Here is a 19,416-nt window from a genome sequence, read left to right as displayed (position 1 = left end):
GCTCCGACAGAATGCTCAGCTCATTTTGTTTCGAATCGCTGCGACCGCTTCGCATGCCGCCAGCTCGCCTTTTTGAATGAGCAGCGTGGAGGCTTTGAAGGTCATCTGATTCGTGTCGAGCTGCGGGCGCAGCACGACGTCGGCCAACTGCAACTCCTCGCTGACGATCTTCTCGCTCATGATATCGATCGTATTCAGGATCGAGGATACGAAATGAGCCGGTCTGCGCTTCACGAAGGAGGGGAGGCTAACGTCGACCGCAATCACGATATCCGCGCCCAAGCTTTTGGCCAGCGCGACAGGTACCGGGTGTACGACTGCGCCGTCGAGCAGCAGCCGCCCGCGATAGTGGACCGGCTTCATGATGCCGGGGATGGCCGTGGAGGCGCAGATCGCATGCGACACGCTGCCCTCGTTCAAAATGTACGGCTCGCCGGTCGTCGCATCCGACGCCACGGCGGCAAACGGTATCGGTAGCTCGTCGAATTGGACGGGGCCGATGTACTTCTCCACGAACCGGGCCATCGGACGGTTGTCGAAGAATGCCTTGGGCGGCAAGGCCGGGCGAAGCAACTGGTTCCAGCGCACCGTCGGCAGCACCCGTTCGAAAGCCGAGATCGGCTGGCCGCCGACGTACAAAGCGCCCAAAAAGGCGCCGACGCTCGTACCCGCCACAATGTCGACGGGAATGCCCTCGCGCTCCAGCACCTTCAACACGCCGATATGCGCCGCGCCGCGCACGGAGCCGCTGCCCAGCGCCAAGCCGATGGTCGGCCGCGCCCCGGGCGCGCGGCGGCCGCCGAACTTGATATGCCGAGCCTGGATCGCCCGGCCCTCGCTGCGCACGAGGGCTTGTTGCACGACTTCCTTCAACTCCTGTATATTGCCCTTCATATAAGGATACATGGCCAGCATGCGCATCGCCGGCTCGGCAATCGCCTCCTCCGGCCGGACCGCTCCCGCCTGCGCCAAAAATTCGGCGGCCAGCTCGGGGATATCCTCCACCCGCTCGCGCAGCGGCGTCAGCTCAATGCACGCGATGCGCCGCTCCGTTGCCGGGCGGCGACAGGCGGTCATCACGAGCGCAGGCCTGCCGCGTTCGCACGACCATTCGTCCAGCAGCTCGTGCAGCAGCTCAGGCGGCAAATGGTCGGCATGCTCCAGTACGAGCATGCCCTCGCCGGCGCCCGCTCGCAGTTGCAGCTTCCATTCCGCGTGCGCGAAGTGTGCGCCGTCGATACGCAGCAATGGCTGCTCGCGGCGCGCCGAGCCGCGATGAATGGCGTAAGCAAGGTGCAGCTTGCCGACGCCGGGATCGCCGACGAGACATAGCGGGTAATCGGAATCCGTCAGACGCGATATTCGGTGGCGCAGCTGCCCCATGAACGGCCCGCTGCCGACGAGCGGGCCAAAGCTGGCGGCGCGTTCGCGTTCCAACTGACGCAGGACGAGCGCCCCGCGCGCATGCTCCTGCGCAATGCGCTCGTTGGATCGGCCGATCCGCGCAATCATCGCCTCGATCATCTGCTTGCGGAATACCGGGCTCCGTTCCATCAATTGCAGCATGCCCGCGCGCGTAATCGACAACGTCCGCACCGCGCCTTCGGCCATGACCGTCGCGCTGACCGGCTCTCCGGTTAGACACGACATCTCGCCGCAGATCTGACCTTCCTCCAACACCGCCACGCGCACGCGCATTTCTTTTTCCACGAACACGCCCAGCGTCCCCGACAGCAGCAGATGCAGCCGGTCGCCGGCCTGCCCCTGCCGAAGCAGCGTCGTACCGGCATCATAGGTGTGTTCACTCAAGTATGGGAGGATCGCCTCCATATCCTCCGCATCCAATCGACTGAAGATGGGATAGGTTAGAAACTTCTTGCTCACGGGCTATCTTCCTTTCGGCCTAGCTGGCGGCGCTGCCGCCTATCACCCTCCATCATACCCCGCGATTGTTTCGATCCTGTCACAAGAGCTAGCGCGCAACGCGGAACTGATAGCCGTAATTGCGTATCGTCGCTATCTCGCCTTCCGCGGCCGGCCACTCCGCCAGCGCCTGACGAATCCGGGTCACGGCCATATCAACAGCCCGATCGCTGCCGTCGTAATCGATACCCCACACCGCCTCGATCAGCTGCGCCCGGCTCAGCGAGTAATTCGGGTGACGGGCCATATGCGTCAGCAGCTCCAGATCGCGCGGTGGCAGAGGCACCTGCCGTCCGCGCAGCGACACCTCCCTGGCGCCGAAGTCCAGCGACAAGCCGCCGAATACGGCGCGCTCCGGTGTCATGATCCGGGCCGGGCGCCGCAGCACGGCGCCTACGCGCGCGACGAGCTCCTCGCCGATGAACGGCTTGGTGATGTAATCATCGGCCCCGCGCTCGAAGCCTTGCAGCTTGTATGCAAGATCGCCGAGCGCCGTCAACATGATGACCGGTATCGAGCTGTGCGCGCGCAGCCGCTCCAGGACGACCCACCCGTCCAGATCGGGCAGCAGCACATCGAGCAGCACGAGCTGAGGTCGCCATTGCGCTGTCAGCTCCAATGCACGCTCGCCGGTCTCCGCTCGCTCGGTCGCATAGCCCGCCTGTCGCAAATAGGCGTGCAGCACCATCGCAAGATCCGGCTCGTCCTCGACGATCAGTATGCGGCTGTTCACGGCAACTCCCCTTCCATTTCCCGAGCCTGGTGTCAGTGTTGCGTCAGCGCATGATCTGCGGCCAGGTCCTCGCTCGACCACAGCCGCTGCGCCGTCCAAGCTTGGTCATCGTCCTGCCAGAAGGGCGCATGCGCAGGCAAGCCAAGCGGTAGAAAGGCCGCCGTACACAGATAGAGACTGCCCGTCGAGATATAGCCCTCGCCCAGGCCCGGTTGATGGCCGCACAGGCCGATGCGGAGCCACCCATTCGCGTCGAACGTGCCCGGCGCGTCCATCGTGCGCCGAATGACCGCTTCCAGCGCGCAGCGCACCTGCGCACGCGGCAGAGTCTGCGGGAGCTCGTCCAGCAGCGCCAGCTGTGCGAGCAGGTGAAACGCGCCACAGCGGTACGCAAGCGAGCGACCCAGTGGCGCGAAGCTGCCGTCAGGGGCGATCAGCCGCTCCTGCACCTCGGCATAGCGCTGCGCTCGCGTCAGGATGCGCGTCTGCTCCTCGACCGGGCGACCTTGCGTCCGCAGCGTGTCGAGCAGCATCGGCTGGATAACATAGCTGTTGTAATAGTCCCAGTGGAATTCCGGGCCGTCGCCGTACGTCCCGTCCCCCTTGTACCAGAGCTCGTGCTCGCGCAGGGCGTAATCGATGCGCATGCCATCCGCCTGTTCGCCGGTCGCACCGATCCATGTCTCGACCATCGCTGCGAACAACAACCAGTTGTTGTAAGGCGGAGTGACGACTCGCGTCGCGCGCATCGCCTCCAACACCTGTTGCTTCACCCGCGCCTCCAGCGGCTCCCAGAGTCGTCCCGGGGCGCGCAGCAGAGCCTCTGCGAGGAAGGCCGCGTCGACGAGCGACTGCGGGCTGTCTCCGAAGCGGCCGTAGTCTGGCGAATCGGGGTTGGTGAGTGCGTCCAGCCCGGCTACCGCCCACTCCCGGTACTGCTTTTGCAACGCGGCCTCCGATTCGCTCAGATCGGGATCGGTCAGCTCCAGCCACGGAGCCATGCCGCACAATGTACGGCCAAAGGCCTCCAGATAGCTGCAGGCGCTGCGATCTCTCTTGGCCTCCAGCGGCATATCCTCCCGCAGCCTCCGATGTGCGGCCGCCTCCAGTACCGGCCCTCCGATGCGCAGCATCGTTTGCAACCAATACGATCGCTCTCGTTCATCCGACATGCTTTCTTCCCCTTCCCCTATATCAAAAAAATTGAAGATGCCCTTCACATTGTAATTCTGCACGCCTTGCTTCATCGCCTGCCGCGCATCATAAAATTCGTAACGGTCATGCGCTGGACTCGCCGCCGACGAGCGCTGCTCGGAATCCAATCGAGCCGACGATAGCTCTGCCTTACTGCCGCAGCACGAGCCACCGCTGCTTGTCGGTGCCGTCGGGGTCCGCCCACTCGTAGCGGATGCCTTCGGCGCCGCTTGCGTCAACCGGCTGCAATACCTTGCGGTTCGCCGCATAGACGAGCAGATAGCTGCCATCCGGCTGCCGCTCCAGAATCCACTGCTGATTCACATCATGATAGGCAAAGGTCTGCTGAATCGCCAACTGCGAAGCGTTCGGCGCCAGCACGAGACCGCTGTTCGCATTGACGATGCGCGTGCCGCTGCGGTACCAGCGGAACTGCCATAGCTGCTCCGGGGTGCCGGCGTACACGGCCTGCGTAACGCTGGCCGCATTGGCGGTGCTCGCATCGGCGACCTCCATGACCTGGCCAGTAGCCGCATTCTGCAGAATATAGTCATGTTCCTCGTCGACGACGGGCTCGATAGGCTGCCGCTCGTCCTTGACGATATACCACTGCTGCGCATCCGTCCCGGTATACGGAGCCGTGACCGCCATCGCGCCCTCGAGCAGACTGCCGTCCTTCGGCTGCAGCACGCCTGTCGTGACGTTGTCGCGAATGACGTAGGCGCCATCCGGCTGCTTGTCCAGCGTCCATAGCTGCCGCGGCGCATCGTACCAGAATGGAGCCTGGGTAATGCGCGAGCCGGCCGCGCCATTAATGACCAGCTTACTGCCCGCGTTGATCATGCGAAAGCCGGAGCACCCGTCGAAGCAGCGGAAACTCCACTTCTGACTCGCCAGTCCCTCATCCTCTTGAAGATTGGCAATACCGCCCTCCGTACCGCGTGAATTGCCGATCTGCAGCACCTTGCCTGAGGCCTTGTTTATCACCTGATATAGATGCTCGCCGTGATCGATAATGTGTGTGCGGGGGCCGGCATAGTCCATCTGCCACGTCTGGCGCGGGTCCGTAGACACGGGCTCTACCGAGACCTCCTCCTCCAGCGGATCGGTCGAGATTGCCAGTACGAGGGAGCTGTCCGCCGCTTGTATCCGCACGCGCTGGCCCGACAGCGGAATCAGCTCCCACTGCGTCGCGACCTCGCTTTGCCCGTACGGCACGCTCAGCAGGCTCTCGCCGCCACGCGTCTGGATCTCGTATCGACCGCCGCCGACTGCGCGGAAGGTCCACTGCTGATCCCAGCTGAGCGTATTCGGGCCGTGTACGTAGCCATAGACGGAGCCCGTCGCGGTCAGCAGCGTCTCCGACTGCCCATTCGTCAGTGTGTATGGGATGTGCTCGACCGGGGTTGCCTCTGCCCCGCTCGTGAGTACCGTGACCGAATGTCCCGGCAGCTCCAGTCCGTCCGCCGCCCATGAGGCAGCGTTTAGATTTGGCGTGTGCGAAGAGCCGCTCGCATCCAGTCGGTACAGTTGCCAGGTACCCGGCGCCGTGCCGGACTGATTCAGCTCCACCGTCTGGACGTCGTCCGTACGGTTGATCAGCATCATTGACTTGCGGTCGTCACTGGCGACGGCGAAGCCGTCCACCTTGGTCTCGTCCTCAAATGCCGTCGCGACCGTCTGACCGTGGAAGAAGCGATTCAGCCAATGATGCAGGTCTGCCGTCTCGTACAGCTCATGACGGTCATTCATCAGTCCCATGTAGGAGCCCTCAGCATGCCAAAAATTCACGGCCGTGCCGTCGCCGCCGACGACATTCGCCGCCAGCAGCGCTGTATACACCGACTCCTTGCTCGTATGCAGGCGCGGATCGGTGTCCCAGGTCATATTGTATTCGTCAATCACTATCGGCAGCTCCGCGCCCGGATGATTCGTCTCGATCTCCGCACGCAGCGCGCTTGCCAGCGCGCCCTGATTCTGTGCATGATTGTACGCCTGAACATCCGTGCCGGGTCGCGACTGACCGCTGCTGTAGGCGTGCATAGACACGAAGTCGAGGCTAGGCAGCGCCAGATCGATCACGTCGGACAGATACGGGACGTTGACATCGCTCGTCGCCGGTCCGCCGACGAGTATCGACGGATCGACCGCCTTCATGGCGAGCGCGCTTTTGGCGATCAGCTCGGCCATAGCCGAAGCGCTCAAGCCGGGGCTCGCGAAGCCGCTCTCGCGCTCGTTCGGAATTTCCCAGTAGCGCACGTCCAGCCCGTGATCGACATTGACGATCTCCACCAGCTCGGCGGCGAAGACGGCGAAGGCATCGGCATCCAGATAATCCGTCTTGCCGGCCGGGCCGTACGGAATGTTGATCATGATCGGGTAATCCTCCTGGACCAGCGGGGCCAAAGCACCCGCAATCCGCGACTCGTTCCAGGTCAGATCCTCATTGAGCCAGCCTGCAGTGCTAATCATGCCGGTACTGTGAATGCGTATCAAGCCTTTGTTGCCGTTCAAGTATCGGATATTGGCCATGAAGTCCGGATTCTCGGTATACGTACTCTGCAAAAAACCGTTGGCGTTCAGACCGTACGCATACGGCGCAATGGTCTTCCCGAGTGTGTTCCAATCTACCGTCGCGACCAAGCCTCCCGTGGCCGGCTTTTCGTCGGCGTTCACATTGGTTGCGCTTACATTTCCAATCAGAAACAGCCCGAGCAACAGCCCAGCCAGCGCCTGGCTGATGCGCTTGCGCAAGCGCCCCCCGATTAATCGATTCATTCCTTATCCTACCTCCTTTGGAATCAGCGTTCATTTCCTAGGTTCTGCGCGTCGCAATTGAATTCCTGCTTGGCCGCTGCCCGTAACGCAAAATAGCGCTAAGACGTTGAAGCCGCCGTCGCCGCACATCGCCACCGCCTGCCGGCCGGGGCAGGCCAGCTTGGCCGCCATCGCGCCGGGCAGCCCGCAGCCCAGCGTCGCCAGCCAGCTCGAGAGCACCAGCTTTTGCCCGGTCATCCGGAAATAACGCGCCGTCCATACCGTCACGGTAGCGCCGGCCGAGATTCTCCGGGTTGCTGTCGATCTGGATCGACTTGGCCCGCTCCGGCAAAAAGTCCGTATACGGATAGGACGTGCCCAGCAGCAGGAGCGTGTCGCACCGCTCCATCGCTTCGTAGGCCGGCTTGGTGTCGATTATGCCGAGGTTGCCCAGGCAGAGCGGGTGCTCGTCGGCGATGACGCCCTTGGCCGGGAGCGTGACGACAATCGGCGCGCCCAGATGCTCGGCGAACGCCTCCAGCTCGTCTCTGGCATGCAGGCAGACATTTCGGACAACGGCGCTCCTACGATGTATTTAATCGCACCCCCTTCCAATCAATCAGAGGAATCGGCGAGGATGACTGCAGTTGCACGCCTTCGCGCAGCTACACCTGACGATGGCCGCAACGGTCAACAGAGTCGCTTAGACGCTCATTTTGAAGCTTTTCCGGCTCTATACGAAGGAACGAGGAGGCAGATACTTCATGAGAGGAACGAATGTATGGGACGCGGAGTGGGAGGTTAACGAAGAGCAGGCGCAGAGACTGATCCGCAGACAATTCCCTCGGCTGTCATCGAACCAAGTGAAGCGATTGGGCTGGGGCTGGGACAATACGGTTTTTCTCATCGGTGACGAGTACGTGTTCCGGTTTCCAAGAAGAACGATTGCAATTGGCTCGATTCGTATGGAAGGGAAGCTGCTGCCGAAGCTGGAGCCATATATGACCATCCCCTATCCGAAACCGTTGTTTTATGGGGAAGCAAGTGACGAATACCCGGCACCATTCCTGGGCTATGCCTACGTGCCAGGAGATTTCCCAATCGGTTTGACGGAAGAACGCCGGGCTTTATCGGCAGAGACGCTGGCGAAATTTTTGCGGAGATTGCATGAGTTTCCGGTGCAAGCGGCGCTGAAGTTCGGGATTCAGCACGATCATCGAAACTTGACGGACATCGCATCGCGCAAAGTGAAATTGGAGGGCTTTCTACCGAAGGTGGTTGCACACTTGTCGCCGGAGGAGGCCGGTGTGATCGAAGCGTATATTAGCAGGCTGCAAAAGGATCGTGTCGAGGCGGTGAATGCACTCCTACATGGCGATCTTCATTTCAAAAACATGCTTGTGAATGAGAACGGGATCGTTTCCGGCATCATTGATTGGGGCGATCTGAGCGTAGGCCATCTAGCTTGCGATTTGAGCGTTGCTTACAGCTTTTTACCTCCTTACGCTCGTGATGTGTTTTTCGAAACCTACGGAGGGGCAGGCGAGGAAACGAAGCTGCTGGCGCGGCTAATCGCGGTATACATCCCCGTATTGCTCTTCATGCAAGCGGTGGATGACGGGAATGATGCGATTGCGGCAGAGGCGAAATCCAACATCATGCGGGCATTGTCGGATTAGTTTAACAGAGTAATCAACATTATTAGAATTTAACATAGCCATTTTAAAAAAACGCTCGACATCGCGATGTGCGAGTCGTAGCGGGCCTGGCTGCAGTCGCTCCCATGCGGAACATGAATGGTTCATTCGGGGAGCACAGCGACGCCTTATTGCAGGTCGGTCAAGGTGAGTCCGCAGTCGGGGCACACCTCCGTCGCCGCCGTCACGCCGGCTTGGCAGGCCGGGCAATGCTCCGGCGCATCTGGAGGTATAGACGCCGCCGGCTCGGGGACGCGCAGGCGGTCTGCGAGGGCAGCCAGCGGCTGGCCGTCCACCTCGATCACCGTCAGCTCATCGGTACAGATCAAACTGATGCGCCCCTGGTGTCGCAGACGGCGGCCACCGGAATCTCGTCGGCCTCCTCGTGCGGGAACAGATTGCCGCCCAAAAAGCTTGGCCGCTGCGCCTTATAGGCGCCGAAGCCGGTCCCCAGCAGGATGTAGCGTTGATTCGTCGACTTGTGCAGCACAATGACGCTCATCGGTTATGCCTCCTCTCGTATTCGCTATGTGTCGCCAGGATCGCCCTGTCGTCAGACATCCGAAGGCATCAGTCCAGGCGATTCGCAGGTCCAATAGAACCCGAGCATCGTGGCACTGTCGCGGACGCGATCCCGGCGCGCGTCCTCGAGTACGGTCCGGATCGAGCGATCCATCCCACTGTCACGGATAGCATTTCCCCCAACCTTCCGGCGGGGAAAGAAGGCCTCGTAGAGATGGGCGGGGTCCCGGTACCGACGATCCGCCGTGTCCAGGATGCCGTCAGTCGTCAGCACAATGGCATTGGCGCCGAATCGCAACTGACGTCGCCCCGACGTGTAGCAAGGAACCGGCAGATCGAGGGCGCTGCGCGCTCCGATCCATTCGTAGAACTGCCGCTGATTCAACGCGTATTGACCCAGCCCCGCCAGCTCAGGATGCAGTAAATAGGCCATACAATCGCCGACGGACAGCCACCACAGATAGGCCCCCTTGACGAAGCAGATCAGGCAGGACGTCTCGCCAGTCGTGCCCCGGCATGCCGATCGGAATTCGCTTCCCATCAGCAGCTCAACAATGGCAGGCTCGAGCGCCGCGAAGGCATCCGCCCTTCCGCAAGTGTCCGCCAACTGCGGCGCATAGCGGTCGAACAGCCCCACCAGTAGCTCGGCGCTCGCCGCCGTATGATGCGCGTCCACCAGCACCGCGAGGACCCATTCGCCCGCCTCGTCTCCAAGCGCGAACAGGCCGTCCTCGTTTTTGTGCGCACCGCCGGCGGTGCTGCCGCCGAAGCGGCCGACATGCAGCATCTCGCCGACTGCCGTCACATGCACTTCATCCAAATAGGAGCCACGGCTGCCGACCCAGGAATAAGTTTGCATGATTTCCTTCACCTCCCAAACGTTCGCGACAGGCAACAAAAAAGACGAACGCCCGCATTCCAACGCCTAGTCAATCGCCGCGGCAACCCGTTCGTTCAGTCGACCATCTTGCTGCGCAGCACGTACACCCCGGTCTCGGCAATCGGACGATTGGACTTGGACGGCTTGCGCACCTCCAGGAGATACACCGCTTGGGCCGCTTGACCGGGCAGCTCGTAGAGCTGCAGATCCGGATCATAGCCGCCGGCAGACTTGAAGGTATACGCCTTGAACTCAATTGTCTCCTCATCGTATACCAACTGAAAATATCCCGTGCCGTTCCAGCCTCCGCGAGTCGTGTTGTTGATATCGTAGAATGCCTTTGATTGCCGAGCCTCCCGCACGAAGCCCTGCAGCGTCAGCGGCGCCGCAGCGTCCTCCCAGTCCTGGAAAGGGGCGATCAGCCCCGTCAGCTCCTCAAAGCGGCTCGTCTCGCCGCTCGGGCGAGCGCTGTCCAGCTCCGGCAGGCCGGCCTCGCCGACGTCCAGCTGCCGCACCGTGCGGCCGTCGGCGGCGACGGCCCATAGCATCGCCGGCCGATCGAAGCCGCGTGCAGCCTGCCGATATACGAGCACGCGCCGCTCCTGGCGATCCCAGACGATGGTATCCACCGCGCCCGGTACGAGCTTCGCCAATTCGTGGCGCGCGCCGACGAGCGGCGCCTCGGTCAAGGCAGGGTAGCTCTCCAATGCCTGCGGGAGCAGCAGCCGGTCGAGCGCATTGCGCGTCCCGTCGTGACGGGCCAGCCACCACCCGGCCAAGACGAGTGCGAGCAGCGCCGCTGCATATAGGGTCGCCTTCATAGGCGGCCTTTCCGAATGGCTGTCCTCTGCATGCACACCACTCCTCTGCCTGAGGCGCAAGCGCCAGGCGATTACTTCCTCTCATTCTACCGCAGATCGGCGCCTTTAAGAATGACAACCAGTCGATGTCAGCGCAGCGTCTGCAAGGCCTCGCGGGCAAACGGCTCCCACTCGGTCGTCCGGCCGTCGCGCAGCTTGCGCGCCCAAGCCGGGTCCGCCAGCAGCGCCCGGCCGACGGCCACCAGGTCGAACTCTTCCCGCTCCAGCCGCTTCACGATCTCGTCGACTCCGGTATTGGCCGCGCCCTGGCCTTCGCGGAAGAAGCGCGAGACGTCGCCGTCGAGACCGACCGAGCCAACCGTGACGACCGGCTTGCCGGTCAGCTTCTTGGTCCAGCCGGCCAGATTGAGCTCGGCATCGGCATCGGCAAATTCAGGCTGCCAGTAGCGCCGCGTCGAGCAGTGAAACACATCCACTCCCGCTTCAACCAGCGGGTTCACAATTTCCGCCCACTGCTCCGGCGTCTCGGCCAACCGCGCCTCGAAATCGACGCCCTTCCACTGCGACAGACGCAGCATGATCGGGAAGTCAGGCCCGACGGCGGCGCGACATGCCTCGACGACCTCGACGGCGAAGCGGGTACGCGCCGCACGGTCGCCGCCGTAGCGGTCGGTGCGCGAATTGGTCCGCTCCCACAGGAACTGATCGATCAAGTAGCCGTGCGCGCCGTGCAGCTCGATGCCGTCGAATCCCAGCCGACGGGCCGCCGCGGCAGCGTCCGCGAACGCCTGGACGATCTCGGCAATCTCCGCTTCGGAATAGCCGTTCACGTCGCCGCGCGCGCCCATGTGCCAGATCTGCGGCATGATGCGCCCGCCTGCCTCATGCACCTCGCGGACGACATGCGCCCAGCCTTGCAGCGCCGCTGCGCCGTAGAAATGCGGCACGTTCGCTTGATTGGAGGCGTCGGCATGCTCCACGATCGTGCCTTCTGTGACAATCAAGCCGACGGCATTCTCGGCCCGGGCCCGATAATAGCGGGCGACATTCTCGCCCGGCACTCCCTCTGGCGAGAACTGCCGGGTCATCGGCGCCATGACGATGCGACTGGCGAGCGTCATGCCTCCGAGCTGAAAAGACCGAAACAACGGATTGGCATTGGACGAATGATTCATTCTGCTCTCTCCCTCTTACTTTCCATTTTTTGCTCGTTTGGGGCGCTGTTCAGGGCTCCAGCAGCGCAAAGGACGTCTGCAACACCGCGTCGATGCTGGCCCGGCCGGCGCCCGACCGCTCCATCACCTTGGCACTGCGCAGGACATTGCTCAAATACGCGGCCAGCTCCCGGCTCGCGCAGCGCGTCGTAATGATATGCTGCGCCTGTCCTTCTCGAAGCACCACTTCGAGAATGCGCTCGACTTCCGCGGACATGCTCGCAATTTCGGCGGACACCGCGAGATCCTCGGCTCCGAACTCCAGCACCGCATTGACCATCAGACAGCCTCGGCAAGCCGCGCCCCCCTCCCCGGAGCCCAGACTCAGCAAGCGAATGTCATCCAGCTTCTTCCGGACAGGCGCCTTCTGCGACGCAGCTTGCTCCAACATGCGGATGAACTGCTTGCGGTAGAGCGCCAGGGCCTGGAGGTACAAGCTTCGCTTATCCTCAAATGCGCCGTACAGGCTTTGCTTTTTGACCTGGGTGCGGCGGGTCAGGTCTTCGAAGGACGTTGCCTTGAACCCCTTCGCCCAAAACACGTCCATGCACTGCCGCAACGCAAGGTCGGCATCGAATTCTCTTGGTCTGCTCATGTCTGCAAGTATATCCATTCTTGACTGTCTAGTCAAGAATAATAGTCGACTCGCTCTCGGGCTCGGCGTCTCGTCAGCCGCCCGCTCACGCAGTAGCGTTACTTTTTCACTCTACTGTCAGTCGCCTGAACTCCACCGAATCGGCCAAATCGGCCGAACCCATATGTGCGCACTTGGCTGCTTGCCCCCAAAAAAAAGCCTCCCGCCCCCGCGTCCATAGCGGGTTTAGGAGGCTTTTGCTTCTAGAGGTTATAATTGACTCAGCGTCCATTACAGAAGAACCAGATGCGATTGAAACCGTCCTGATCCCTTCACCAACCGCCAACGAACCTAACGGTTGCCACAGCGGCTATTGCGCCCAAAAAACGCCGTTAGCTTCGCAGAGTCCGTTTGCCCGCGTGATGGGATGGATTAGCTGGCTTTGGTTATTTCGTGAAGGGGCATCCGACCAGCGTCATGCCGCCGGACCCCGCGCGCTGGGAGCTGCGCGCGGAAAGACCTGAGACAAGCATTAGCGCGCCTTACTTCGTGGCGTTCTGCCAGTCGGCCGCGAACTTGTCCATGCCTTGATCGGTCAGCGGATGCTTCGAGATCTGCTCGATGACGGCAAACGGCACGGTCGCGATATGCGCGCCGGCCATCGCCACGCGCGTCACATGGTCGGGGTGGCGCACCGAGGCGGCGATGATCTGCGACTCCAGGCCGTGGATGCGGAACAGCTCGGCGACCTTGGCGACAAGCTGCACGCCGTCCTCGGAGATATCGTCCAGCCGGCCCAGGAACGGAGAGACATACGTCGCGCCGGCGCGTGCGGCGAGCAGCGCCTGGTTGACAGTGAAGATCAGCGTGACGTTCGTTTTGACGCCCTTCTTGGTCAGGTAGCGGCATGCTTCCAGCCCTTCCAGCGTCATCGGCAGCTTGATCGTGATGTTTTTGTCGCCGCCGTTGATCTTGATCAGCTCGTCGGCCTGGGCCATCATATCCGCCGCAGTGAGCGCATCCGGCGTAACCTCCGCCGACACCGATTCGACCTCGGGTACGGTTTGCAGAATTTCCGCGATGCGGTCCTCGAATTTGACGCCTTCCTTCGCCACCAGCGAAGGGTTGGTCGTTACGCCGGACAGCACGCCGATCTTGTAGGCTTTTTTGATGGCATCCAGGTTTGCGGAATCGATAAAAAATTTCATTGTGCATTCGCCTCCTAAGTTTGGTTCTTGCCTATACTTGCCTATAAGTGTACCGTTATACGAGCGATTTGGCCAATCGGACCACATGCTCGGCCGTGAAGCCGAAATGCGCCTGCACCTCGCCGCCCGGACCGGACGCGCCGAACGTCTCCATCGCCAGCACCTTGCCCGCCGGACCGGCATAGCGCTCCCAGCCGAGCGGGATGCCCGCCTCGATCGCCACCCGCGCCGCGATCGCATCCGGCAGCACCTGCTGCCGATACGTCTCGGGCTGGCGGTCGAACAGTTCGCGGCACGGCATCGCCACGACGCGCACAGAGCGGCCCTCGCGCTCCAGCTCGGCCTTGGCGTCCATCGCCAGCGACACCTCGGAGCCGGTCGCGATCAGCAGCAGCTCCGGCGAGGCGTCGGTCTCGGCCAGCACATAGCCGCCGCGCGCGACGTTGTCCATATTGCCCTTGGTCGCCTCGTAGACCGGCAGATTCTGCCGGCTCAGCACGAGCGCGACCGGCCCCTTGCTCTGCAGCGCATACGCCCAGGCGCTCGCCGTCTCGTTGGCGTCGGTCGGACGAATCACGGTCAATCCCGGAATCGTGCGCAGCGCCGCCAGATGCTCGACCGGCTCATGGGTAGGACCGTCCTCGCCAACTGCGATTGAGTCGTGCGTGAAGACGTATGTCACCGGCACCTGCTGCAGCGCCGCCAGCCGGATCGCCGGGCGCAGATAGTCGCTGAAGACGAAGAACGTCGCCACGAACGGCTTCACGCCGCCGTGCAGCGCCATGCCGCTCCCGGCCGCGCCCATCGCATGCTCGCGGACGCCGAAGTAGACGTTGCGCCCGGCATATCGCGGCGCGGCGAATACCGGCTCGTCCTTGATGTTGGTCATCGTCGAGTGCGACAGATCGGCGCTGCCGCCGAGCAGCGACGGCACCTTCTTCACATAGTGATTGATCGCTTCGCCGCTCGCGACGCGCGTGGAGATCGCCTTCCCCGTGTCGAAGGTCAGTACGTCCTCCGCCTCCAGCGGCGCGCTGCCGTCGAGCGCCCGCTCCAGCTCCTCGGCCAGCGCCGGGTGCGCCGCCTTGTAAGCCGACAGCCGCTCGTTCCAATCGGACTCCGCGGCCGCGCCTCGGCGGCCGAGCGCTTCGAAATGCGCGCGCACCTCGTCCGTCACCGTGAACGGCTCCTCGTGCGCCCAGCCGTAGGCCTGCTTGGCCGCGGCGCCGCCCTCGGCGCCGAGCGGCACGCCGTGCGCCTTGTTCGTGCCGGCCGCCGGGCTGCCGTAGCCAATCACCGTACGCACCTCGATCAGGGTCGGCTGCGACCGGTCTTGCCTGGCCGCCGCGATCGCGGCCGAGATCTGCTCGACGTCATTGCCGTCCTCGACGCGAAGGTAGGACCACTTCGCCGACTCCGCGCGCTTGCGCATGTCCTCGCCGAAGGACAGGGCCAGCTCGCCGTCGAGCGAGATGTCGTTGGAATCGTAGAGCACGATCAGCTTGCCCAGCTTCATATGGCCGGCCATCGACATCGCCTCGTACGAGATGCCCTCCATCAGACAGCCGTCGCCGACGAGCGCGTACGTATGATGATCGATCACGTCGTGACCCTCGCGGTTGAAGCGCGAGGCCAGATGCGCCTCGGCCATCGCCATCCCGACCGCCATCGCGATGCCCTGACCGAGCGGGCCGGTCGTCGCTTCCACACCGTCGGTGTGGCCGTACTCGGGATGACCGGGCGTGCGACTGTTCAATTGGCGGAATTGCCTCAGGTCCTCCAGCGAGACCTGATAGCCCGATAGATGGAGCAGGCTGTACAACAACATAGAGCCATGCCCCGCCGACAGCACGAAGCGGTCGCGGTCGAACCACTGAGCATGCGCCGGATTGTGCTTCAGGTGGCGCGCCCACAGCGCGTAACCCATCGGCGCCGCGCCCAGCGGCAGCCCCGGATGGCCGGAGTTGGCGCTGTTGGTGGCATCGATGGACAGCGTGCGGATCGTGTCGATGGCGAGCTGCTCCATCGCCTGTGTTGTATGCGTCGCTTGCGTATCAGACATATTGTCGTTCCCCCGCTCTCTTGGTATGCTCCTGTACGGCATGCTCCTGCGGGATCTCCGCCTGTGCGCGCTCCGTCTCCGCCGCGCGCGCCTCGTCCTCGCCTTGCCACCAGCGGTAGCCGTCCCGCGCCGTCAGCGCATCCGCCGCCGCCGGTCCGTGCCCGCCGGCTTCGTACGGATGCAGCGGCACCTCACCGTCCGCGAAGGCTTCCAGGATCGGCTGCACCCATCGCCAGGACAGCTCGACCTCGTCCCAGTGAGCAAAGAAGGTCGCATCGCCGCGCAGCGCGTCACCGATCAGATTCTCGTACGCCTCCGGCGTCTCCTCGGCGTCGTCGCGCAGGTCCAGATGCAGCGGTCGGAACCGCGCCTTGTCCTGCGTGTCGCGCGCATTGAGCTGCAGTGTGATCGTCTCGTTCGGATTGATGTCGATGATGAGCAGATTGGGCGGCTGCGCCGCGTCCGCGCCGGACTGCTTGAGCGGCGGCTTGAACTCGATGACGATCCGCGTCGACTTGGCCTGCAGTCGCTTGCCCGTACGGATGTAGAACGGCACGCCGCGCCAGAAGGCGTCGTCGATCGTGAGCCGCGCCGCGACGTACGTATCGTTGGTCGAGCCGGCCGGGATGCCCGGCTCGTCGGCATAGCCTGCGACCGGTACGCCCGCGATCGCGCCGGCGGCATACTGGCCGCGCACGACGCTGGCCGCGACCTGCCCCTGCTGCAGCGGATCGAGCGCCTCCATGACCTTCTTCTTCTTGAAGCGGACCGTCTCCGCCGTGCTGTTCTTCGGCAGCTGGGCGGTCAGCATCATCAGCAGCTGCAGCATATGATTCTGGAACATATCCCGGATCGCCCCGGCACGGTCGTAGTAGCCGGCCCGCGTCTCGACGCCGACCGTCTCGCTGGCCGTGATCTGCACGTTGGCGATGTAGTGGTTGCTCCACAGCGCCTGCAGCACCGGATTGGACTGCTGCAGCAGCTCGAGCTTCTGCACCATCGGCTTGCCGAGGTAGTGGTCGATACGGTAGATCTCCTCCTCGGCGAACGTCTCGCCGAGCTTGGCGTTGAGCGCGCGCGCCGACGCCAGATCGTGGCCGAACGGCTTCTCGATGACGAGCCGCTTCCAGCCGTCTGCGCCGCCGAGCCCGCTCGCCTCGATATGATTCGCGATCGTGCCGAAGTACTCCGGACCGACCGACAGATAGAACATGCGGTTCGGCGTCAGCCCGAGCTCCCGCTCGCGCCGCTCCACGAGCTCGCGCAATTGCGCGTAGTCCTCCGCGCGGTCGATGTCCAGCACCTGGAAGCGGAAGGCGCGTACGAAGCGCGCCAGCTCGCCGCGGTCCGCCGGCTTGCGCCGGGAAAAATCGTACAAGGCTTGCTCCACATTGGCCTGGAACGTCTCGTCGCTCCACGCCCGCCGTCCGAGCCCGACAACCGAAAAGCCCTCCGACAGCTTGCCGTCCACGAACAAATTATATAAGGCGGGGTAGATCTTGCGCTTCGCCAGATCTCCCGTCGCGCCAAACAACACAAAACTTGCAGCATTCACGGTACATGACTCCTCTCGGCTAGCTTCTCCATGCTAATTCCACTATAATACATATACGTGCCATGCAAGTAATTAATATATTGGACAGGAGCTATAGATGTCGTCTATGACCAATAATTACGAGTTATACAAAGTGTTCTACCTGGCCGCCAAAACGGGCAGCCTGTCCCAGGCCGCCAAGGCGCTCTATCTGACGCAGCCCAGCGTCAGCCATGCCATCAAGCAGCTCGAGGACAGCTTCGGCCTCGTGCTGTTCCACCGCACCTCCAAAGGCGTGACGCTCACGCAGGAAGGCGCCTTGCTCTATTCGTATATCGAACAATCCCATATCCTGATTACACGCGCAGAAGAAAAAATGGCCGCGCTGAAAAACCTCGACGACGGCGAGCTGCGCGTCGGAGGCAGCGACTCGCTCTTCAAGCACTACTTGCTCCCTTATTTGGAAAGTTTCCACCGCCAGTACCCCGGCGTCCGCATTCATCTCAATCACGGCACGACGCCGGAGGTGATCGCCTTCCTCAAGGAAGGTCGGATCGATCTGGGCGTCGTGCGCATGCCCATCGTCGACCCGCAGCTTCAGGTGCGCGAGAGCTTTCAACTGCAGGATTGCTTCGTAGCCGGGGAAGGATACAGCGAGCTGAAGAATACGGAGCTGTCGATGGAGGAGCTGCTGCACTATCCGATCATCCTGTTCTCGCGCAACAGCCGGGCCCGGATGGCGATTACCGAGCTGTTCCAGAGCTACGGCTATCCGCTGAAGCCCGAGTTCGAGGTGGGAAGCGTGGATCTGTTGATCGAATTCGCGCGCAAGGGGCTCGGCATCTCCTACGTCACCCGGGAGTTCGTATCACGGGAGCTGGAGGACGGCTCGCTGTTCGAGATTCGTCTCGACGTGCCGCTTCCCCCCTCGCAGGTCGGGCTCATGACGATGCGCAATATGCCGCTCACCAATGCGGCCAGCCGCTTCATGGAGATGGTCGGCTGACGATACACACAAGGCCCGGTCGCGAAGCGCGCCCGGGCCTTGCTGACGCTATACGAACGACCAGACCTGCTGTTAATGAAAAGCGTTTTTTTGGGGGCAAGCGCGCGACAAGACACACACGCAAACAGCCTGCAGCGCCGGAAGCGGCGAGCAGGCCGGTAACTGTCTTCGCGTCAATGATGATGATGCGCGTGCGCGTCGGGCGCGTCCGCCCGGACGGTGCACAGCACCGAATCGTCGTGCGCGTGCCGCTCGGACTCCGCCTGCAAGGTGACGTGGCGGATGCCCCGATGCTCCAGCGCATGCTCGATCGTCTGCAAGATCGCTTCGGTCTCATAGACGCTGCGCCGACCGTCCACCACGATATGCGCGGTCAGGGCGTTCATGTTGCTCGTGATCGACCAGACGTGGACGTCGTGCACGCCCTCGACGCCCTCCGTCTCGCGGATGAGGCGGACCAGCGCGTCGACGTCGATATTGGCCGGGGCGCCCTCCATCAACACGTGCAGCGACGACTTCGTCACATAGTAGCCGCTGCGCAGCACGAGCACCGCGACGACGACGCTCGCCAGCGGGTCCGCCCAGCCCCACCCCAAGCCCATCATGAGCAATGCGGCGGCGATCGCTCCGACGGAGCCGAGCATATCGCTGAGGACGTGCAAATATGCGCCGCGCATGTTGAGGTTGTTCTCCGTGTCGCTGCCGCGCATCATGATCCATGCCACCAGCACGTTGACGAGCAGACCGATCGTGCTGATGACAAGCATGCCGACAGTTGCGACCTCGGGCGGATTGCGGAAGCGCTCGATGGCCTCGTAGAAAATGTAGAGCGCGATGCCGATCAGCGTCACGCCATTGAGCACAGCCGCCAATATTTCGAACCGCCGATAGCCGTAGGTTTTGCCGGTGTTGACGGCTTTGGAGCCGTAAGTGAAGGCAGCGAGCGCGATGCCCAGGGCGATCGCGTCCGACAGCATGTGACCGGCGTCGGAGATGAGCGCCAGGCTGTTGGTGACGAAGCCGCCGACCGCTTCGACGATCATGTAGACGGTGATGATGACGAATGACACTAGCAGAATTTTTTTATTGGCCCCCGCGCCGTGACTGTGTCCATGGTCGTGGTCGTGGCCGTGGGCATGAGCGTGATGATGTCCGGACATGCGCGTCCTCTCCTTCCTTTCACGGACATGCAGGCGTGGTATAGCTTTTCCCGCTTTTAGAATTTCCAGTCCATTTCTCATTCCCCAAAATAAACATATGAGCATGTGTTCATGTTTAGGTTTTATTCATT

The 19,416-nt window shown here is 62.6% G+C and carries 16 protein-coding genes and 1 pseudogene; 2 read left to right on the top strand and 15 right to left on the bottom strand.

Features of this window, described 5'->3' with window-relative positions:
• Nucleotides 1-15 precede the first annotated feature (15 nt).
• From IDH44_RS00390 to IDH44_RS00370, 5 genes and pseudogenes are all read right to left on the bottom strand, one after another.
• Entirely contained in the window at nt 16-1,884 is a 1,869-nt protein-coding gene (locus tag IDH44_RS00390) for a patatin-like phospholipase family protein (protein ID WP_190913625.1), read from the bottom strand.
• 88 nt (nt 1,885-1,972) lie between these two features.
• Nucleotides 1,973-2,656, bottom strand: coding sequence for a response regulator transcription factor (locus IDH44_RS00385; protein ID WP_190913623.1), 684 nt, complete (start codon nt 2,654-2,656; stop codon nt 1,973-1,975).
• Nucleotides 2,657-2,688: 32 nt separating this feature from the next.
• Nucleotides 2,689-3,828, bottom strand: coding sequence for a DUF2264 domain-containing protein (locus tag IDH44_RS00380; RefSeq protein ID WP_190913621.1), 1,140 nt, complete (start codon nt 3,826-3,828; stop codon nt 2,689-2,691).
• Nucleotides 3,829-4,000: 172 nt separating this feature from the next.
• Nucleotides 4,001-6,628 carry an RICIN domain-containing protein gene (locus tag IDH44_RS00375; RefSeq protein WP_190913619.1) on the bottom strand — a complete coding sequence of 876 codons (2,628 nt, stop codon included), beginning with the start codon at nt 6,626-6,628 and terminating at the stop codon, nt 4,001-4,003.
• Between the two features lie 102 nt (nt 6,629-6,730).
• Nucleotides 6,731-7,163, bottom strand: a pseudogene (locus tag IDH44_RS00370) (thiamine pyrophosphate-dependent enzyme); the annotation flags it as partial.
• A 208-nt stretch (nt 7,164-7,371) separates the two neighbouring features.
• On the opposite strand from IDH44_RS00370, the gene IDH44_RS00365 reads away from it, so the two are divergent.
• Nucleotides 7,372-8,286 carry a phosphotransferase gene (locus tag IDH44_RS00365; RefSeq protein ID WP_190913617.1) on the top strand — a complete coding sequence of 305 codons (915 nt, stop codon included), beginning with the start codon at nt 7,372-7,374 and terminating at the stop codon, nt 8,284-8,286.
• A 146-nt stretch (nt 8,287-8,432) separates the two neighbouring features.
• Here the strand turns inward: IDH44_RS00365 and IDH44_RS00360 are convergent, their stop codons facing one another.
• From IDH44_RS00360 to zwf, 9 genes are all read right to left on the bottom strand, one after another.
• A complete protein-coding gene (locus tag IDH44_RS00360) occupies nt 8,433-8,633 on the bottom strand; it encodes a hypothetical protein (protein ID WP_190913615.1) in 201 nt (66 codons plus the stop codon).
• Entirely contained in the window at nt 8,630-8,806 is a 177-nt protein-coding gene (locus IDH44_RS00355; RefSeq protein WP_190913613.1) for a hypothetical protein, read from the bottom strand. Before IDH44_RS00355 ends, IDH44_RS00360 begins: the two co-directional genes overlap by 4 nt.
• A 51-nt stretch (nt 8,807-8,857) precedes the next feature.
• Nucleotides 8,858-9,685, bottom strand: a complete 828-nt coding sequence (locus IDH44_RS00350; protein WP_190913611.1) for a protein phosphatase 2C domain-containing protein — start codon at nt 9,683-9,685, stop codon at nt 8,858-8,860.
• A gap of 95 nt (nt 9,686-9,780) precedes the next feature.
• Complete coding sequence (locus IDH44_RS00345; protein ID WP_190913609.1) at nt 9,781-10,527, bottom strand: hypothetical protein; 747 nt, start codon at nt 10,525-10,527, stop codon at nt 9,781-9,783.
• A gap of 128 nt (nt 10,528-10,655) precedes the next feature.
• Nucleotides 10,656-11,702, bottom strand: coding sequence for an NADH:flavin oxidoreductase (locus tag IDH44_RS00340; protein ID WP_190913607.1), 1,047 nt, complete (start codon nt 11,700-11,702; stop codon nt 10,656-10,658).
• A 49-nt stretch (nt 11,703-11,751) separates the two neighbouring features.
• Nucleotides 11,752-12,336, bottom strand: coding sequence for a TetR/AcrR family transcriptional regulator (locus IDH44_RS00335; RefSeq protein WP_190913605.1), 585 nt, complete (start codon nt 12,334-12,336; stop codon nt 11,752-11,754).
• Nucleotides 12,337-12,857: 521 nt separating this feature from the next.
• Entirely contained in the window at nt 12,858-13,523 is a 666-nt protein-coding gene (gene fsa / locus IDH44_RS00330; protein WP_190913603.1) for a fructose-6-phosphate aldolase, read from the bottom strand.
• A gap of 55 nt (nt 13,524-13,578) precedes the next feature.
• The gene (tkt, locus tag IDH44_RS00325) at nt 13,579-15,585 is read right to left on the bottom strand and encodes a transketolase (protein WP_190913601.1); all 2,007 of its coding nucleotides are present in this window, start codon (nt 15,583-15,585) and stop codon (nt 13,579-13,581) included.
• Nucleotides 15,578-17,140, bottom strand: a complete 1,563-nt coding sequence (gene zwf / locus IDH44_RS00320; RefSeq protein WP_190913599.1) for a glucose-6-phosphate dehydrogenase — start codon at nt 17,138-17,140, stop codon at nt 15,578-15,580. The genes tkt and zwf overlap by 8 nt, the downstream gene beginning before the upstream one ends.
• A gap of 106 nt (nt 17,141-17,246) precedes the next feature.
• On the opposite strand from zwf, the gene IDH44_RS00315 reads away from it, so the two are divergent.
• Nucleotides 17,247-18,125: a LysR family transcriptional regulator gene (locus IDH44_RS00315; protein WP_190913685.1), complete on the top strand. Its 879-nt coding sequence runs from the start codon at nt 17,247-17,249 to the stop codon at nt 18,123-18,125.
• A 173-nt stretch (nt 18,126-18,298) separates the two neighbouring features.
• On the opposite strand, the gene IDH44_RS00310 is transcribed toward IDH44_RS00315, so the two are convergent.
• Nucleotides 18,299-19,285, bottom strand: a complete 987-nt coding sequence (locus tag IDH44_RS00310) for a cation diffusion facilitator family transporter (RefSeq protein WP_190913597.1) — start codon at nt 19,283-19,285, stop codon at nt 18,299-18,301.
• Nucleotides 19,286-19,416 lie beyond the last annotated feature (131 nt).

Source organism: Paenibacillus sabuli (assembly GCF_014705605.1).
Classification (GTDB): domain Bacteria; phylum Bacillota; class Bacilli; order Paenibacillales; family Paenibacillaceae; genus Paenibacillus_D; species Paenibacillus_D sabuli.
The sequence above is the reverse complement of the archived record's forward strand: the minus strand, read 5'-3'. Positions and strand labels throughout refer to the sequence as shown.

Bases quoted from the DNA above. Each gene is read 5' to 3' on its own strand.
- tkt (WP_190913601.1), bottom strand. From the start codon at position 15,585: ATGTCTGATACGCAAGCGACGCATACAACACAGGCGATGGAGCAGCTC.
- IDH44_RS00335 (WP_190913605.1), bottom strand. From the start codon at position 12,336: ATGAGCAGACCAAGAGAATTCGATGCCGACCTTGCGTTGCGGCAGTGC.
- IDH44_RS00355 (WP_190913613.1), bottom strand. From the start codon at position 8,806: ATGAGCGTCATTGTGCTGCACAAGTCGACGAATCAACGCTACATCCTG.
- IDH44_RS00345 (WP_190913609.1), bottom strand. From the start codon at position 10,527: ATGAAGGCGACCCTATATGCAGCGGCGCTGCTCGCACTCGTCTTGGCC.
- IDH44_RS00380 (WP_190913621.1), bottom strand. From the start codon at position 3,828: ATGTCGGATGAACGAGAGCGATCGTATTGGTTGCAAACGATGCTGCGC.
- IDH44_RS00350 (WP_190913611.1), bottom strand. From the start codon at position 9,685: ATGCAAACTTATTCCTGGGTCGGCAGCCGTGGCTCCTATTTGGATGAA.
- IDH44_RS00310 (WP_190913597.1), bottom strand. From the start codon at position 19,285: ATGTCCGGACATCATCACGCTCATGCCCACGGCCACGACCACGACCAT.
- IDH44_RS00315 (WP_190913685.1), top strand. From the start codon at position 17,247: ATGACCAATAATTACGAGTTATACAAAGTGTTCTACCTGGCCGCCAAA.
- IDH44_RS00375 (WP_190913619.1), bottom strand. From the start codon at position 6,628: ATGAATCGATTAATCGGGGGGCGCTTGCGCAAGCGCATCAGCCAGGCG.
- IDH44_RS00365 (WP_190913617.1), top strand. From the start codon at position 7,372: ATGAGAGGAACGAATGTATGGGACGCGGAGTGGGAGGTTAACGAAGAG.
- fsa (WP_190913603.1), bottom strand. From the start codon at position 13,523: ATGAAATTTTTTATCGATTCCGCAAACCTGGATGCCATCAAAAAAGCC.
- IDH44_RS00340 (WP_190913607.1), bottom strand. From the start codon at position 11,702: ATGAATCATTCGTCCAATGCCAATCCGTTGTTTCGGTCTTTTCAGCTC.